Source organism: Streptomyces zinciresistens K42, from assembly GCF_000225525.1.
GTDB lineage: Bacteria > Actinomycetota > Actinomycetes > Streptomycetales > Streptomycetaceae > Streptomyces > Streptomyces zinciresistens.
Genome location: NZ_AGBF01000162.1, coordinates 1 through 15,854, shown reverse-complemented (window position 1 = coordinate 15,854; position 15,854 = coordinate 1). Strand labels below are relative to the sequence as shown.

16 protein-coding genes and 2 pseudogenes are annotated in these 15,854 nt (G+C 74.6%); 11 read left to right on the top strand and 7 right to left on the bottom strand.

What is annotated here, in order from left to right; genetic code table 11:
• The 4 genes and pseudogenes from SZN_RS28825 to SZN_RS28815 form a co-directional block, all read left to right on the top strand.
• Nucleotides 1–493, top strand: a 493-nt coding sequence (locus tag SZN_RS28825; RefSeq protein WP_043733686.1) for a LysE family transporter, incomplete at its 5' end; no start/stop codon positions are given.
• A 103-nt stretch (nucleotides 494–596) separates the two neighbouring features.
• Nucleotides 597–1,046 (top strand): nitroreductase family deazaflavin-dependent oxidoreductase, encoded by a 450-nt coding sequence (locus SZN_RS28820; RefSeq protein ID WP_007501967.1) that lies wholly within the window; start codon nucleotides 597–599, stop codon nucleotides 1,044–1,046.
• A 417-nt stretch (nucleotides 1,047–1,463) separates the two neighbouring features.
• A pseudogene (locus SZN_RS42855) lies at nucleotides 1,464–1,742 on the top strand (glutathione S-transferase family protein); the annotation flags it as partial.
• Between the two features lie 25 nt (nucleotides 1,743–1,767).
• Nucleotides 1,768–2,085 (top strand): DUF4235 domain-containing protein, encoded by a 318-nt coding sequence (locus SZN_RS28815; RefSeq protein WP_007501966.1) that lies wholly within the window; start codon nucleotides 1,768–1,770, stop codon nucleotides 2,083–2,085.
• Nucleotides 2,086–2,143: 58 nt separating this feature from the next.
• Here SZN_RS28815 and SZN_RS28810 read toward each other — a convergent pair whose 3' ends face one another.
• A complete protein-coding gene (locus tag SZN_RS28810; RefSeq protein ID WP_007501965.1) occupies nucleotides 2,144–2,536 on the bottom strand; it encodes a VOC family protein in 393 nt (130 codons plus the stop codon).
• A 163-nt stretch (nucleotides 2,537–2,699) separates the two neighbouring features.
• Nucleotides 2,700–3,419: a TetR/AcrR family transcriptional regulator gene (locus SZN_RS28805; RefSeq protein WP_007501964.1), complete on the bottom strand. Its 720-nt coding sequence runs from the start codon at nucleotides 3,417–3,419 to the stop codon at nucleotides 2,700–2,702.
• A gap of 124 nt (nucleotides 3,420–3,543) precedes the next feature.
• Here SZN_RS28805 and SZN_RS28800 point away from each other — a divergent pair, with 124 nt between their 5' ends.
• The 3 genes from SZN_RS28800 (at nucleotide 3,544) to SZN_RS28790 (ending at nucleotide 6,437) form a co-directional block, all read left to right on the top strand.
• Nucleotides 3,544–3,900, top strand: a complete 357-nt coding sequence (locus SZN_RS28800) for a hypothetical protein (RefSeq protein WP_007501963.1) — start codon at nucleotides 3,544–3,546, stop codon at nucleotides 3,898–3,900.
• Nucleotides 3,901–3,957: 57 nt separating this feature from the next.
• The gene (locus SZN_RS28795; RefSeq protein WP_007501961.1) at nucleotides 3,958–5,592 is read left to right on the top strand and encodes an amidohydrolase; all 1,635 of its coding nucleotides are present in this window, start codon (nucleotides 3,958–3,960) and stop codon (nucleotides 5,590–5,592) included.
• A gap of 464 nt (nucleotides 5,593–6,056) precedes the next feature.
• Complete coding sequence (locus SZN_RS28790; protein ID WP_007501958.1) at nucleotides 6,057–6,437, top strand: anti-sigma factor antagonist; 381 nt, start codon at nucleotides 6,057–6,059, stop codon at nucleotides 6,435–6,437.
• A gap of 123 nt (nucleotides 6,438–6,560) precedes the next feature.
• Here SZN_RS28790 and SZN_RS28785 read toward each other — a convergent pair whose 3' ends face one another.
• Nucleotides 6,561–7,514 carry a ribose-phosphate diphosphokinase gene (locus SZN_RS28785; RefSeq protein WP_007501957.1) on the bottom strand — a complete coding sequence of 318 codons (954 nt, stop codon included), beginning with the start codon at nucleotides 7,512–7,514 and terminating at the stop codon, nucleotides 6,561–6,563.
• A 257-nt stretch (nucleotides 7,515–7,771) separates the two neighbouring features.
• Between SZN_RS28785 and SZN_RS28780 the strand changes: the two genes are divergently transcribed.
• Together SZN_RS28780 and SZN_RS39135 are read left to right on the top strand one after the other, a co-directional pair.
• Nucleotides 7,772–8,434, top strand: coding sequence for a DUF4230 domain-containing protein (locus SZN_RS28780; protein WP_007501955.1), 663 nt, complete (start codon nucleotides 7,772–7,774; stop codon nucleotides 8,432–8,434).
• 401 nt (nucleotides 8,435–8,835) lie between these two features.
• A pseudogene (locus SZN_RS39135) lies at nucleotides 8,836–9,378 on the top strand (VanZ family protein); the annotation flags it as partial.
• A 330-nt stretch (nucleotides 9,379–9,708) separates the two neighbouring features.
• On the opposite strand, the gene SZN_RS28770 reads toward SZN_RS39135, so the two are convergent.
• Complete coding sequence (locus SZN_RS28770) at nucleotides 9,709–10,485, bottom strand: sulfite exporter TauE/SafE family protein (protein WP_007501951.1); 777 nt, start codon at nucleotides 10,483–10,485, stop codon at nucleotides 9,709–9,711.
• A 187-nt stretch (nucleotides 10,486–10,672) separates the two neighbouring features.
• Between SZN_RS28770 and SZN_RS28765 the strand changes: the two genes are divergently transcribed.
• A complete protein-coding gene (locus SZN_RS28765) occupies nucleotides 10,673–11,905 on the top strand; it encodes an RICIN domain-containing protein (protein WP_007501949.1) in 1,233 nt (410 codons plus the stop codon).
• A gap of 16 nt (nucleotides 11,906–11,921) precedes the next feature.
• Here the strand turns inward: SZN_RS28765 and SZN_RS28760 are convergent, their stop codons facing one another.
• Entirely contained in the window at nucleotides 11,922–12,158 is a 237-nt protein-coding gene (locus tag SZN_RS28760; protein ID WP_007501947.1) for a hypothetical protein, read from the bottom strand.
• A 146-nt stretch (nucleotides 12,159–12,304) separates the two neighbouring features.
• Between SZN_RS28760 and SZN_RS28755 the strand changes: the two genes are divergently transcribed.
• Nucleotides 12,305–13,324: a PHP domain-containing protein gene (locus SZN_RS28755; protein ID WP_007501945.1), complete on the top strand. Its 1,020-nt coding sequence runs from the start codon at nucleotides 12,305–12,307 to the stop codon at nucleotides 13,322–13,324.
• A gap of 599 nt (nucleotides 13,325–13,923) precedes the next feature.
• On the opposite strand, the gene SZN_RS28750 is transcribed toward SZN_RS28755, so the two are convergent.
• Together SZN_RS28750 and SZN_RS28745 are read right to left on the bottom strand one after the other, a co-directional pair.
• Complete coding sequence (locus SZN_RS28750) at nucleotides 13,924–14,211, bottom strand: hypothetical protein (protein WP_007501942.1); 288 nt, start codon at nucleotides 14,209–14,211, stop codon at nucleotides 13,924–13,926.
• Between the two features lie 65 nt (nucleotides 14,212–14,276).
• On the bottom strand, nucleotides 14,277–15,551 hold the full coding sequence (locus SZN_RS28745) for an ROK family transcriptional regulator (RefSeq protein WP_007501940.1): 1,275 nt from the start codon (nucleotides 15,549–15,551) through the stop codon (nucleotides 14,277–14,279).
• Nucleotides 15,552–15,854: the final 303 nt, after the last annotated feature.

Sequence of the window (15,854 nt, the reverse complement as noted above, 5' to 3'; positions counted from 1 at the left end):
GGTGGCGGCCGCGGACGGCCTGTACGCCCTGCTGGCCGCGCTCGGCGGCGCCGCGTCGGCCGCCGCGCCGCGTCCGGTGCTGGTGCCGCTGCGCCGGGTAAGTGCCCTGGTGCTGACGGCCCTCGCGGTGCGCGGTGCGGTCACGGCCGTACGGCGGCACCGCGCCGGCCGGTCCGACGCCCCGTCCGCTCCCCCGCCGCCCGGCCCGTGGCGGGCCTTCGCGACGGTGCCGGGCATCACGCTGCTCAATCCGGCGACCGTGGTCTACTTCGCGGCCCTCGTCCTGGGCATCCGGGCCGCGCAGCCCGTGTCGGCGGCGGAGCAGGGCGTGTTCGTGCCGGCCGCGTTCGCCGCGTCGGCCGGCTGGCAGCTGCTGCTCGCGGCGGGCGGGGCGCTGCTCGGGCGGCTGCTGACGGGCCGTCGGGGCCGGCTGGTGACGGCGCTCGTGTCGAGCGCCGTGATCCTCGCGCCGGCGGCGGGGATGCTGATGTAGTGGCTGACCGAATTCCGCGCCCGCGTGACGGATGAATCCCGCAGGTGCCGGTGTTGCAGCAAACTGTCAGTGAGTGCCAGAACACGACGATGGGAACGATGACATGCCTCTTGAGGGCGAGTACGAACCCAGCCCGACCAAGTGGGTGCGCGACCAGGTGGAGTTGTACGAGAGCTCCGGCGGCACCGAGGGCACGACCCTCATGGACACGGGGAGGCCCGTGATCCTGCTGACCACCCGCGGCGCCAGGAGCGGCAAGATCCGCAAGACGCCCCTGATGCGCGTGGAGCACGACGGGCACTACGCGGCGGTGGCGTCGCTGGGCGGGGCGCCCCAGCACCCCGTCTGGTACCACAACGTGAAGGCCGATCCGCAGGTGGAGCTGCGCGACCGCACGCAGCGGTGGGACATGCGGGCCCGTGAGGTGACGGGCGCGGAGCGGGAGCAGTGGTGGGAGCGGGCGGTCGCGGCGTTCCCGCAGTACGCCGCCTACCAGAAGAAGACCGACCGGGTCATCCCGGTGTTCGTCCTGGAGCCCGTCGACCAGGGCTGACGGGAGGGGCCGGGTGCCGGGGACGTCGTCCGTCCCGCGAGGCATGAACACCCGGCCCCCGGGCACCCGAGGACCGGGCCCCGCCGCGTTCCCCCGTCGCGGCGGGGCCTTCGCGTGCCGTCCGTGCCCGGTTTCCCGGTCACGGCCGGGCCGCCGGACGCGACGGCCCTCCCGGCCGCGCGCCGGTCGCCCGGCCCGATCCGGCTCACCCCGTGCGACCGGCGGAAATCGGGGGACTCGGTGACCTCGGGCACGCGGCGCGCCCGCGGCCGGGACGGGCCGCGGGCAACGGGAAGGAGCACGGTCATGAGCGGCGGCGACTCCGCCTGCGGACGCGGGCCGTTCCAGCGGCCGAGGGCCCGCTCCACCGGCCGGATCACGGCGGTCGGCCGCGACGGCCGGCCGGTGGCGGCGGGCCGCTGCCGGCCGACGGAGAACCGCGTGCCGTGGGCGTACTTCCGCGGTCTCCACCGGACCCCCGGGTTCGGTGACACCGTCGGCTTCGACCACATCGAGCGGCACCACTCCGAGGTGCACAGCGGCATCAGCCCGACCGGTGCCGTCCACCTCGGGCCGGACCTGTCTAGCCGGCCGACGCCGCACCACCGCGCGGAGCCGGGCGGCGGGCCGTTCGGCGGCGGCACCCCGCCCGTACCGGTCGCCACGGCCGAACGGGTACCGGCGCACGGGCGGCCCCGAACGACGAAGGAGGCACAGGCACATGGCCAGGAAGAAGCTGAAGAAGGCGAAGAAGGCGAAACTCCCCCTCGCCTACAAGCCGTTGGGATTCGCGCTGGGCTGGGCGAGCGGCGCGCTGGCGGGGCTCGCCTTCCGCAAGACCTGGATGGCGGTCCGGCACGAGGAGGACGCGCCCGACGCGCTGGACCGGGACCGCGGCTGGGGGGAGATCCTGCTCGCGGCGGCGGTGCAGGGCGCGCTGTTCGCGATGGCCCGCAGCCTCGCCGACCGCACGGGCGCCAAGGCCGTCGAGCGGTCGACGGGCGTGTGGCCCTCCGCGGACAAGGGCGGCCGGGACTGACCGGGGCCCGTGACGGCTCCGCGCCGGACGAACCCCGGGTCCCGGCCGGCCCCGGGGTTCAGCCCTGTTTGGGCGCCGAGGCGGTGACCCGGCGCAGGGTGAAGGAGTGACCGGACGGGTCGGCGTAGCCGCGCTCCTCGTAGGGGCCCGGCGCCTCCTTCGCCTCCAGCGGACGGCCGCCGAGGCCGACGATGCGGCGCTCGACCGCGTCCAGGTCGTCGACCACGAAGTCGATGTGGGCCTGGAGCGAGTTCTCCGGCCGCGGCCAGCTCGGCGGCGTGGCGTTCATGTCGCGGCGGAAGGCGAGCCGGGTGCCGTCGGCGCCCTGGATCTCGACGCGGTTGGCGGTGGCCTCGGTCTGCTCTCCCTCCAGCAGTTCCTTGTAGAACACGGCGAGCTTCTCGGGTTCGGCGCAGTCGAGCACGACATAGCCGGCTTTCACCAGCGGCATGGCCCCTCCGAAGGGTCGCGGGCGCGGCCTGCCCCGCTGCCCTGTGACTGCCGTCTATCCCGGCCGGGCCGTTTCAGTCCGCGCCCGGCCGGGCGTCCCCCCGCCCCCCGCCCGGCCCGCGGTGGTGAACGGCCGCGGGCGGAGCGGGTGCCGGGGGTGCCGGTCAGGAGCGGGAGGCGGGCGCCGCCGCCGCGAGCCGCGCGGCGGCGGCGTCGAGCAGCAGGTCCAGGGCGGCCGGATAGGAGCTGTGCGCCATGTCCGCCACGAGGTGCCGGGCGGTGGCCGCGATGTGCGGATGGGTGTCGCCGGGCAGCCGCGCGTAGGTCGCCCGCCAGACGGCCGCCTCGGCGTCCCGCGCGGCCCTCGGCATCGCCGCGCTCGCCGAGTCCAGGGCGCCGTGGGCGAGGGCCTGGTCGACGAAGGCGTGGTAGATCCGCACCGCCTCCGGGTCGGGGAACCCGGCGCCGCGCAGCACGCCGAGGATGGCCTCGACGGCCCGGATCTCATGGACGCGCCCGGTCACCCGGTAGGAGCCGAGCACCGCCGCCCTGGGGTGCGCGAGGGCGCCCGCGTGCATCCGCAGACCGAGGTCCCGCAGGTCGGCGCGCCAGTCCCCGGTGGGGTGCCAGGCGTGCAGCGTACGGCCGATGAGTTCGTCGGCGACGGCGAGCAGCAGGTCGTCGGCGGTGCGGAAGTACCGGTAGAGCGAGCTGGGGTCGGCGCCGAGGGCACGGCCGAGGCGGCGCACGGACAGGGCGTCGGCGCCGTGCTCCTCGATGAGCCGCAGGGCGGTCCCCACGATCAGCTCCTCGGACAGGACGACGCCCTGCTTGGTGGGGCGCCTGCGCCGCCTGGCGGCGGGCGGGACGACGCGCTCGTTCATGGGTGACCCCCTCGGTCCGTGCCCCGCACCTTATGACAACACGGTTGACCTGTTAGGGGCGCGGTCGGTTTCATGTCCGCTCACCGGGGCCGCCCGGTCCCCCGACGCGAGCGGAGATCCGGCCATGTCCGATAAGCACTCCCCCGGCGCCGCCGTCCCTCCCGCGCGGCCCGCGCCGCGCGCCTCGCTCGGTGTGCTCGTCGGCGTCGCCATCGCCGCCTCCAGCACGGCCGCGACCGCCGTCATCGGCCTCGGCATCGGCCTCGGCATCGGGGGGACCGCCGGAGCCGTCGGGCGGAGCCTGCCGTCCGTGATGCTGCCGGTGCTCCTGCCGGTGCTCGGTATCGCGGGCGCCTTCGCGCGGCTCGGCAAGGTGGAGCCGATCACGGGCAACGGCCTTGCGCGGGCGGGCCGTTCGCCGTACGTCCGCACCGGCAGGGGCACCGACGCGCCCCGCCCGCCCACCCCGTCCTCCCGATGACCCCCGGCCCCCGAGGGCCCGGCTCCCCGATCCCCGACTCCCCACCAGGAACGGACCATGTACGCAGACCTCCTCTTCACCGGCGGCCCCGTCCTCACCCCGCGGGGCCGCACCGCGACGGCGGTGGCCGTCACCGGCGACCGCGTCACCGCCGTGGGCCGCGAGGAGGTGCACGACCTCGCCGGACCCCGCACCGAGGTGGTGGACCTCGCCGGGCGGCTGCTGCTGCCGGGCTTCCAGGACGCGCATGTGCACCCCGTGCCCGCCGGGCTGGAGCTCACCCGGTGCGACCTGACCGGCGCGCGGACGGCCGACGAGACCCTCGCCGCGGTGCGCGCCTACGCCGCGGCGCACCCGGAGCAGGAGTGGATCACCGGGGGCGGCTGGTCGATGGAGGCGTTCGAGGGCGGGACGCCGACGAGGGACCTGCTGGACGCGGTGGTGCCGGACCGGCCGGTGTACCTGCCCAACCGCGACCATCACGGGGCCTGGGTCAACAGCCGCGCCCTCGCGCTCGCGGGCGTCACGCGCGACACGCCCGATCCGGCCGACGGGCGGATCGACCGGGACGCCGCCGGTGAACCGCGCGGCACCCTCCAGGAGGGCGCGATGCAGCTCGTGGGACGGCTCACTCCGCCCGCCACGGCGGCCGACCGGGTCGCCGCCCTGCTGCACGCCCAGCGGCATCTGCACGCGCTCGGCGTCACCGCCTGGCAGGACGCGCTGGTCGGGGAGTTCCTCGGCATGGACGATCCCGCGCAGGCGTATCTCACGGCGGCGCGGGACGGCTCGCTCACCGCCCGCGTGGTGGGGGCGCTGTGGTGGGACCGCGAGCGCGGCGCCGAGCAGATCCCCGAACTGGTCGAGCGCCGGGCCCGGTTGAGCCAGGGCAGGTTCCGGGCGGGCAGCGTGAAGCTGATGCTGGACGGGGTCGCCGAGACCGGGACGGCCGCGCTCCTGGAGCCGTATCTCGACGGTTGCGGCTGCGCCACCGCCAACCGCGGCACCAGCTTCATCGACGCGGGCCGACTGCCCCGGTACGTCACCGAACTGGACGCGCTCGGCTTCCAGTGCCACTTCCACGCGCTGGGCGACCGGGCCGTACGGGACGCGCTGGACGCGATCGAGGCGGCGCGGGCCGCCAACGGGCCGAGCGACACCCGGCCGCAGCTGGCCCATCTCCAGGTCGTGCACCCCGACGACGTGCCGCGCTTCGCCCGGCTCGGCGCCGTCGCGAACATCCAGCCGCTGTGGGCCGCGCACGAGCCGCAGATGGACGAGCTGACGATCCCTTTCCTGGGGGCCGAACGAGCGGCGTGGCAGTACCCGTTCGGCGCGCTGCTGCGCTCCGGGGCCCGGCTCGCGGCGGGCAGCGACTGGCCGGTGAGCAGCCCGGACCCGCTGCACGGCATCCATGTGGCGGTCAACCGGACGGCACCGGAGAACGGCGGCTCGCCGGTGTTCCTGCCCGCCGAACGCCTGCGGCCCGCCGAGGCGTTCGCCGCCTACACGGCCGGGTCGGCGTACGCCAACCACCTGGACGACACGGGCGAGGTGCGCGCCGGGGCCCTCGCGGATCTCGTGGTCCTGGACCGCGACCCGTTCGCGGGGCCGCCCGAGGAGATCGCCGCCACCCGGGTGGCGCAGACATACGTGGGAGGTGTGCGCGTCCACGCGGCCGACGAGGGGTGAACCGGCGCACACCCGGCGGCCCGGACGGCGCAGCGCGGGCCCGGAAGCGCTGGGCGACACGGGCCGTACCGCGGGCAAGCCGGGCCTCACCGCCGGCCGAGCCCCCGGGCGCCGGGCGGGGCGGCTGCCACGCGCCCCCGCCCCCGCCGCAGCACCGGGTGCCGGTCTCGTGCGGTGCCGCGCCGGGACCGGCACCCGTCGCGTTCCCGACACCCGGGCGAGCACTTCCGCCATCGTGGCGCGGGCGGTCCCGGCCCGGTGTGCGCCCCCGGGGGCGCCCCGCGCGCGCGGTGACCAGCACCGCGCTCCGGTCACCTCCCGAACATCGCGCGAAACCTCTGCCGCAATTCAAAGACATATGTCAATCGAACATGCTCAGATTCGCTCGATCGAGGGTAACTTGCAGTGCGGGGAACGGAATTGAGCGCCCCGCCATCGATGGCCGGGTTGGAGGCGACGTCGTCGTGCAGCAGGAACCCGCGCCGCTCGGCCGGCATCTGCGGATCCACCGGCACCGGGACCACACGGTGGTGGAGTTGCTGGGCGAGATCGACATCGCGGCGGCCGTGGAGATCGGGCCGTTCCTGGACCGGGTGACCACGGAACCCGGCGGACGGCTCGTGATCGACCTGCGCGGCGTGGAGTTCTTCGACTGCTCGGGGCTGCGGCTGCTCTACCGGGCACGCCTGCGGGTGTACGAGAGCGGCGGCCGGCTGCACCTGGTGTGCACCCATCCGCTGACCCTGCGCATGCTGCGGATCACCGGCCTGTCCCGGCTGCTGCCGCCGCACCCGACGCCGCAAGCGGCGCTCGACCCGTCCGGGACGACGTCCGGCACGTCCTGACGGACCCTGCCGCGGGGCACGGACGGACCCCTGCCGCAGGGCACGTCCGCCGCGCCTCCTGACGGGCCCGGCCGCCGCCGTCCTCGCACCCTCTGCCCCCACCCTCTGGCCCCGCACCCTCGGCTACTCGGCGCCCGGCGCGTCGAACAGGGCGCTGACCGACTCCCCGTTGTGGATGCGCCGCACGGCCTCGGCGAGCGCGGGGGCGATGGAGAGGACGTGGAGCTTGTCGGTGCGCTCCTCCTCCGGCACCGGCACGGTGTTGGTGCACACGATCTCCAGTACGTCCGGCTGCTCCCCGATCCGCTTGAGCGCCCCGGCCGCGAACAGCCCGTGCGTGCACGCGACCCGAATGGACCGCGGCCCCAACTCCCTCAACCGGTCGAGGAGTTCGAGGACCGTGCTGCCCTTGGCGATCTCGTCGTCGAGGATGATGACGTCCCGCCCGGCGACCTCGCCGATCACCGAGTTGATGCTGACCCGGTCGTCCGCGAAGCGCTGCTTGGCCCCGGCAGCCACCTGGGCGCCGATCATCCGGGCGAACGCGGCGGCCTCCTTGGCGTTGCCGAGGTCCGGCGAGACGACGGTCGTGCGCGAGAGGTCGTAGCGCCGGAAGTGCGCGGCGAGTTCGCGCAGCGCGTGCAGGTGGTCGACCGGCACCGTGAAGAAGCCGTGCACCTGCGGCGAGTGCAGGGTCATGGCCAGCACCCGGCTCGCCCCGGCCGCCACCATCAGGTCGGCGACGAGCCGGCCGCCCAGCGAGATGCGGGGCGCGTCCTTCTTGTCCGAGCGGGCGTAGGAGTAGTGCGGCATCACGACGGTGATCCGGCCGGCCGACGCCCCGCGCGCGGCGTCGCACATCAGCAGCAGTTCCACGAGGTGTTCCTGGACCGGCCGCACCAGCGGCTGGATGAGGAAGACGTCCCGCTCGCGGCAGTTCGCCTGGAGCTGCACCTCCAGGCAGTCGTTGGCGAACCTGCTGAGCCGGGTGGGGCTCAGGGGCACCCCGAGGTGCGCGCAGACCTCCGCGGCCAGCTCGGGGTGGGCACTGCCGCTGAACACGGCGATCTCTCGCACGATCGGCTCCTCGCATGATCACTCCAGGGGGCGGACTCATGCTACGGACGACTGCGGAAACGTTGCAGCTCAGGCGCCGACGGACGGGTGTGGCGATCGCCTCGTCCCGTGGCGCGGCGCCCTCGCGGGGCCCGGTACCGGCGGATTCGCCGCAGCCGCGTCCCGGCGGGTCCGTCCCGGGGACAGCCGCAGGGCCAACGGCCGGGTCGGCCAACGGATTTGGGGGTATGCGCACGGCAGAAAGGAGGGACGCCGACATGACGACTCCCCTCAAGCGGATCAACCGGCGCATGCCCGGATGGGCGAAGGCCGTGAGCGCTCTCGTACTGGTGCTCGTCGTCTTCTTCGCCGGTATCCGGCTGAGCGTGCTGCCCGGACTGAAGGACCTCTTCGGCACCGAGACCAAAGACCGCTCGGGTCCCGCGCTGCTCCAGTCCATCCAGGACATGAGCCGTTACGACGCCGCCTCCGGCAACTTCCAGATCGTGGTGGATCTGGAGAAGGACGCCAAGTTCCTGCCCGACGCGATCCGCGGCTCGCGCACGCTGTACGTGGGCGCGGGCACCGTGGACGCCTTCGTCGACCTCGGAAAGGTCGGCAAGGACGACATCACGGTCGACAAGAACCGTACGTCCGCGACGCTGCGGCTGCCGAAGGCGGCCCTCGGCAGGCCGGCCCTGGACCCCGAGCGCTCCTACGCCGTCTCCAAGCAGCGCGGTCTGCTCGACCGGATCGGCGACCTGTTCTCGGACAACCCGAACAGCGAACAGGCCGTGCAGAAACTGGCCGTCAAGCGCATCGGCGACGCGGCGAAGGACAGCGGACTGACCGCGCGGGCCGAGAGCAACACCACCGGGATGCTGAAGGGCCTGCTGCAGAGCCTCGGGTTCAAGGAGGTGACGGTGACGTACGGGACCTGATTCCCGCAGTGCGCGGGGACGGACCCGGCGGGGCACGCGAGCGCGGTGCCCCGCCGGGAGAGGGACACCGCACGGGGCGGCGGCCGGCCGGAAGGCGGCGCCGCATCCCGGGGCGGTACGGGGGTAAGCGCGTAGCAACGAACGGATGTTGAAGACTGGAGGACCGCATGGCCCGTGGAACCGCACGGTCGCGTGTCGCGTCGCAGCTGGGCACCCCGAAGTCCGCAGGCGCCGCCAAGGCCACAGGCGGCGCGAAGGCCGCGGGCGGCGGGAAGCAGGCGAAGGGGGGCGGGAAGCCGGCGAAGGGCGGCAGGACGTCCGAGGGCGCCGCCGCCACGTCGAAGGACTCGGGCAGATTCTGGAACCGCGGGGCGGCGCAGCGCCGCGCCGCGGGCGAGCCGAAGGCCGCCCCTGCCGGGCGCTCCGCTCCCGGGCGCTCCGCCAAGGCCGCGAAGCCGGTCGAGGAGCGGCCCCCGCGCAGTCCCCTGCGCTTCCTGGCGCGTCTGGTGACCATGGCGTGCGCCTTCGCCTTCATGGTCGCCTTCGCCGTGGTCCTGGCGAAGCTCACGCTGCAACCGTCGCCCGCGTCGGAGGCGCTGACCTACACCAACCTGCGGCCCGGCCGCTCCCTGAGGGCGTATCTGGACCAGCCCGAACTGCGCGACGCCTTCCGCCAGATCGGCGGCAACATCGTGCTGGGCGTTCCGTTCGGCGTCCTGGTCCCGATCATCGCGCCGCGCACGCGCGGGGTGCTGCGGGTGCTGCTGCTGACCGCGACCGTGATGCTGATGGTGGAGTTCGCCCAGGGGGCGATGGTGCAGGGACGCGCGTTCGACATCGACGACGTCATCCTCAACTCCAGCGGCGCACTGATCGGTTACCTGCTGGCGGGCCGGCGCCTGAGCCGCGCGGTGCACAAACGCCCGGCGCGCACCCAGGAGTAGGGGCGCGGCCGGGACGCAGGCGGGCACCGGCGGCGCGGCAGGAGGCCGCGGTGGTGGTGCCGGCCGAGTGAGGGGGGTGGGGTTTCGCCTCAGCGGTCCTGGGGCTCACGCCCGGGGATCGCTGCCACCCCCCTTGGTCGCGGCATCCCTGTCGGGGTCTCGGACCGACCTCAAGGAGACCAGCCTAACCGCCGCCACTGACAAGGCGGGCGCGAGGCTGCCCCCGCACCGATCCGCACCACCTCACCACCGCACCCGAGACACGCGCCGGAACACCGGCCACCGGGCCACCAGCGACCAGCGACTGGCGACTGGCGACTGGCGACTCTCCTAGCGAAGGACGAGTTGCGCGATGGCGACCGAGCCGACCACGACGATGACGGCGCGCAGCACGCCGGGGCGCAGTCGGCGGCCCAGGGTGGCACCCAGGTGGCCGCCGGCCGCCGAACCCGCGGCGAGCAGGGCCACGGCCGTCCAGTCGAACGTGGCGGCGGCCAGGAAGAACAGCGCGGCGACGGAGTTGACGAGGGCGACCAGGACGTTCTTGGCGGCGGTCAGGCGGTGCAGCCCGTCGTCGAGGAGCATGCCCATCAGTGCGACGTAGATGATGCCCTGGGCGGCCGCGAAGTAGCCGCCGTAGACGCTCGCCAGGGTCAGCCCCGCGAGCAGCAGGGGGCCGCCGTCGGGGCGGGCGGTCCGGCCGCCGCGGGCGCGGCGTTCGCGCAGCCGGCGGCTGATCCTCGGCTGGAGGACGACCAGGACGAGGGCGAGCCCGACCAGGACCGGCACGATCGTCTCGAACGCCGTGGCGGGCAGGGCGAGCAGGAGCGAGGCGCCGGTCAGGCCGCCGAGCACGGCCCCCGCACCCCATTTCATCAACCTCCGTCGCTGGCCGCGCAGTTCGCGCCGGTATCCGAGGGCGCCGCTGATCGAGCCGGGGATCAGGCCGAGGGCGTTGGAGACGGTGGCGGTGACGGGCGGCAGCCCGGTCGCGAGCAGGACCGGGAACGTGATCAGCGTCCCCGAGCCGACGACGGCGTTGACGGCCCCGGCGGCGACCCCGGCCCCGAGCACGGCGAGCAGTTCCCCGATGTGTGCGGCGTTCATGACGACAAGGGTAGGAACCCGGTGGTTCGGCCCCGGACGAACGGTGCCCGTGTGGCGCCCTTGCGACTCGTGGTCTGTACCAGGGTATTGACGGCCTCTTATCTCACTTCTTAAATCAAGTGGCGACACCTTCACCCCCCACCATGGTCGGCGCCCCCTCTCCGGGCGCCGCAAGGAAGGGAGCACGATGGCTTCCCCACGGCTGCTCCGCACCGCACTGCTCACCGCCCTCTCGGGCGTCCTGCTCGCCTCCGCCGCCATCGGCCCCGCTCAGGCCGAGACCCCGCGGGCCCCCACCCCCCGGGCGGTGACGTTCTCGGACGACTTCAACGGGCCCGCGGGCTCGGCGGTCGACTCCTCGAAGTGGCAGACCGAGACCGGCGACAACGTCAACAACAACGAGCGGCAGTACTACACCTCGGGCAACAAGAACGCGGCCCTCGACGGCCAGGGCAACCTGGTGATCACGGCCCGCCGGGAGAACCCGGCCAACTACCAGTGCTGGTACGGCACCTGCCAGTACACCTCGGCCCGGCTGAACACCTCCGGGAAGTTCACCGCCCAGTACGGGCGCGTCGAGGCGCGGATGAAGGTGCCGCGCGGGCAGGGGATGTGGCCCGCGTTCTGGATGCTGGGCACCCCGGTCGACTGGCCGGCCTCGGGCGAGATCGACATCATGGAGAACGTCGGTTTCGAGCCGTCCAGCGTGTACGGCACCATTCACGGTCCCGGCTACTCCGGTTCGGGCAGCATCGGCGCCCGCTACACCCTGCCGAACGGCCAGGCGTTCGCGGACGGCTTCCACACCTTCGCGGTGGACTGGGCACCGGACTCCATCACCTGGTCCGTGGACGGCAACGTCTACCAGCGCCGCACCCCGGCCGACCTCGGCGGCCGGCAGTGGGTCTTCAACAAGCCGTTCTTCCTGATCCTGAACCTGGCGGTCGGCGGCTTCTGGCCCGGCGACCCGGACAGCTCCACCGTCTTCCCCCAGCAACTGGTCGTGGACCGGGTCTCGGTGACCACCGGGGACACCGCTCTCGGCGGCGCGATCAAGGGCCTCGGGGGCAAGTGCGCGGACGTGGCGGGCGCGAACCCCGCCAACGGGACGCCGGTGCAGCTCTACGACTGCAACGGCAGTGCCGCCCAGCAGTGGACGGCCGCCTCGGACGGCACCCTGCGGGCGCTCGGCAAGTGCCTCGACGCCACCGGCAACGGCACGGCGGACGGTACGCCCGCGCAGTTGTGGGACTGCACCGGAGGGCCCAATCAGAAGTGGACCGTCTCCGGGGCCCGCGACATCGTCAATCCACAGGCGGACAAGTGCCTGGACGTCACCGGGAACAGCCCGGCCAACGGCAGCAGGCTCCAGCTGTGGACCTGCACCGGCGGCGCCAACCAGAAGTGGACCGTCGGCTGACCGCCCGGCGTCCCGGTCAGCGGTGGTGCCAGGTGAACTTGTCGCCGCCCACCCAGCGGATCACGTCCGGGTCGTCCAGGTCGTGGACGGTGATGCCGTAGACGGCGGCGTACTGGAGGACGTCGGTGACCGTCCTGGCCTGCCCGACGACCTCGCCGTCGATCTCCATGATCCGGAACGGGGGCGTGCCCGGCTGGACCCCGAGCACCAGGATGCGCGGCTGTGAGATGTGCGGGCTCGCGATTTCGGTCATGCATCGAGCGTAGAGCGCAACCCGCGCCGACGGGTCCTCGAAGGCCGTCCGGGAGCCCGGTCCGTCAACGGGGCGCCCGGACGGTCCCGGGCCGCGTCGCCGTGCGCGCGCCCCGGGGCCGGGCAACCCTGGAGGAGGAGGTGGCGATGGATCCCGTGCAGGCGCTGAACCGGATCGCCTTCCTGCTGGAGCGCTCCCAGGAGCCGACGTACCGCGTACGGGCCTTCCGTACGGCCGCCCGGGTGCTCGCCGCCCTGCCCGAGCGGGAGGTGCGGGAGCGGGCCGCCGCCGGGACGCTGGAGTCGCTCAAGGGGGTCGGCCCGAAGACGGCCCGGGTGGTGCGCGAGGCGCTGGCCGGCGACGTGCCCGTCTACCTCGCGGATCTGGAGGCGCGGCCCGCCGCCGGGCCGCCCGAGGGGGGCCGGCGGCTGTGGGAGCTGCTGCGCGGGGACTGCCATCTGCACTCCGACTGGTCCGACGGGGGCAGCCCGATCGAGGAGATGGGCCGCACCGCCGCCGGGCTGGGGCACGAGTGGGCGGTGCTCACCGACCACTCACCGCGCCTCACGGTGGCCCGCGGACTGTCGGCCGACCGGCTGCGCGAGCAACTGGACGCGGTGGCGGAACTGAACGCGACGTGGGCGCCGTTCCGGCTGCTCACCGGGATCGAGTGCGACATCCTCGACGACGGCTCGCTGGACCAGGAGCCGGAATTGCTGGCGCGGCTGGACGTGGTGGTCGTCTCGGTCCACTCCAGGCTGCGCATGGACGCCCGCGCCATGACCCGGCGCATGGTCACCGCCGTGCGCGATCCGCACGCCGACATCCTGGGCCACTGCACCGGACGGCTGATCACCGGGCGGGGGCGGCCGGAGTCGGAGTTCGACGCGGAGGAGGTGTTCGCCGCCTGCGCCGCCTCCGGCACCGCCGTGGAGATCAACAGCCGGCCCGAGCGGCTCGACCCGCCCCGGCGGCTGCTGCGGCGGGCCGTGGCGGCCGGGACGCTGTTCTCCGTCGACACCGACGCGCACGCCCCCGGGCAGCTCGACTGGCAGCGGTACGGCTGTGCGCGGGCCGAGGAGTGCGCGGTGCCGCCCGAGCGCGTGGTCACGACCTGGAGCGCGGACGAACTCCTGGCCTGGACGCACGGCGAACCCTCCGCCTGAGGCGTGACGCGGATCACTGGCGGGGCGGGACGGGCCCGGGAACACCCCCAGGTGGTTCGCCGTTGAACGAGTCGTGGGTGCGGACGGGACGGTGTCCCCGGGCCTCGACTCCCGCCCGCGGGGAAGATCGTTCGGCTGAAGCCCTGCGGAGCCTTTCGCCGCGAGGCGACCGCCGCCCGTGCCCACCTCTGATCGCCCCGACCGGAATCCCCCGTCCGGCCGGGGCTTTGTCCCCTCCCCCGCGGTCCCCCGCGGCCGCTTCTTCTCCCCGATCCGCTGGGACGACGTCCGGTGGCGCCGGGGCCGCGACACGTGGCAGGCGTACGGCCGGGCGCGGCGCGCCCGTGGGCCCTGTCGGCGGAGCTGACCGGCGTCGACGCCTTCGGCGGCCAGGGCCGCGGCGGCAGCGCGTACCCGCCCGCGGCACGAGCGGCCCGAAAACCACTTCCGGGCCGACCGCCGCCCGGCACCGGGTGGGCGGCGGTCGGCCGACCTCTGCCGGGCCCGGCGCGGCCGCGTCGTCCCTCCGGCGTGGGCGCTGCGGTCGCCGCACGGTCCGGAGGCGATCTGGGGCGCGAACGCGTCCGGCGGCGCCCGTCTCAGCCCGTCGGCTCCTCGGGGGCCGGATGCTCGGGGTGGACGGTGCCGGACTGCCGCTCCCCGCGCCGCCCGGTGCCCGCCTCGTCCGTGTCGGGTACGTCGTCGGCGTCGCCGTCCGTGTCGTCGGGGCCGGCCTCGCTCTCTCCGTGCCCTCCCGACCGCCCCGGCCGCCCTGATCGCACCGGCACCTCCCACGGGTCCTCCCCGCCGTCCGCCTGCTGGTCCGGCAGGTCCCGCGGGATCGGATCCGCGTTCCCACCCGGCGCCTCGCCACGGTGGTCGTCCACGGCGCACCTCCTCGACGTCCTGGGATCGAAGACCGCGAGTACCGTCCGGGGCCGGGGCCGAAACCTCAGCGGGGCACGCGCTGGGCCGGTGCGGTCCGCCGGGCGGGCACGGGGTCGGGGCGCCGGCCGCCGTGCGCGAAGAAGTCGGCGAGCGGCAGGATCGCGGCACCCACGGTGACCGCGTCCGGGCCGAGCCGCCCGAGTTCGACGGCGACCTTCTGCGCGGGGTGGCGCAGGGCGTAGGCCGCGGCGTACCGGCGGACCGCGGGCAGGAAACGGGTGCCGAGCTGGAGTCCCGCCCAGCCGCCGATCAGGATGCGCTCCGGCTGGAAGAGGTTGATCAGGTCGGACAGGCCCGCGCCGACGTACTCGGCGGTCTCCTCCAGGACCGCGAGCGCCACCGGGTCGGCCTCACCGCCGTCGGCAGGGTAGGCGCCGGCCAGCATCACCGCCAGCGCGGTCTCCTCGTCGGCGCCCTCCGGGGCCGTGCCGCCCGCCTCGAACCAGCGCGCCAGCAGCGACTCGGCGCCCGCGTACGCCTCCAGGCAGCCCAGGGCGCCGCAGCGGCAGCGGCGGCCGCGGACCCGTACCGTCAGATGGCCCCACTCGACGGCCCGCCCGTGGTCCACGTCGGGGCTGACCAGGCAGGCGCCGACGCCGGAGCCGAAGAGCACGACGACCGCGTTGCCCGCGCCGCGGCCGGCCCCGAACCACATCTCGGCCTGGCCGAGGGTGCGGGCGCCGTTGTCGATGAAGTACGGGACGGACTCCGGGAGTTCGGAGCCCTCGCGCAGCAGCCGCTCCAGCGGGACCGCGTCCCAGCCGATGGTCTGGCCGTGCACCACGGAGCCGAGCTGGGGCACTCTCTCCACGATGCCGGGGACCCCTATGCCGACGCCCAGCAGGCGTTCGGGGCCGATGCCGGCGCCGGAGAGCACCTCGGCGATGCCGTCGCGGACATGCCCGACGATGCCGTCGACCTCGTAGCGCTGCTGCTCCAACGGGTGTTCGGCACGGGCGAGTTCGGTGAGAGTGAGGTCGAACAGGCCGATCCGCACCCGGGTCTCGCCGACGTCGACGCCGATCATGTGCCCGCTGCCCGGGGCGACCCGCAGCAGGATGCGGGGCCGGCCGCCGTCGGAGTCGACGCTGCCGGCCTCCTCGACCAGCCCGTCGGAGATCAGCTCGGCGACGACGTTGCTCACCGAGCCGGAGCTCAGGCCCGTCGCCGGACCGAGCTCGAAGCGGCTGAGCGGCCCGTCGAAGTAGAGGCGCTGCAGCACGGCCGTACGGTTGCCCCGTCTGAGGTCCCGTACCGTGCGCCCGTTCCGCCCCGCCATCTGGCTCCCTTCCGACCCCGCCCCGGTGCCCGCCCCGTCACGTCCGACTCCATTGTGAACCACGACGTCAGGTGCTCGGTCCCGGCCCGCGCCGCGGCGGGCTCCGGGGCGGCCGGGTCCCGCCGCGGCCCGTACGCCGGAGTCCCGGTGGACCGACGCCGCCGGCGGATGTCACGGGGTGAAGTGGACGTGGTCGACGGGGAGTCGAGGCGGCGGCCCCTCGCCGTGGCGTGCCGGCCCGTGCCGGGCGGGCGCCCGCGCTCATGTGCGGGCCGCGCTCGCCCCGGTGCGGCGCCGCCGCGG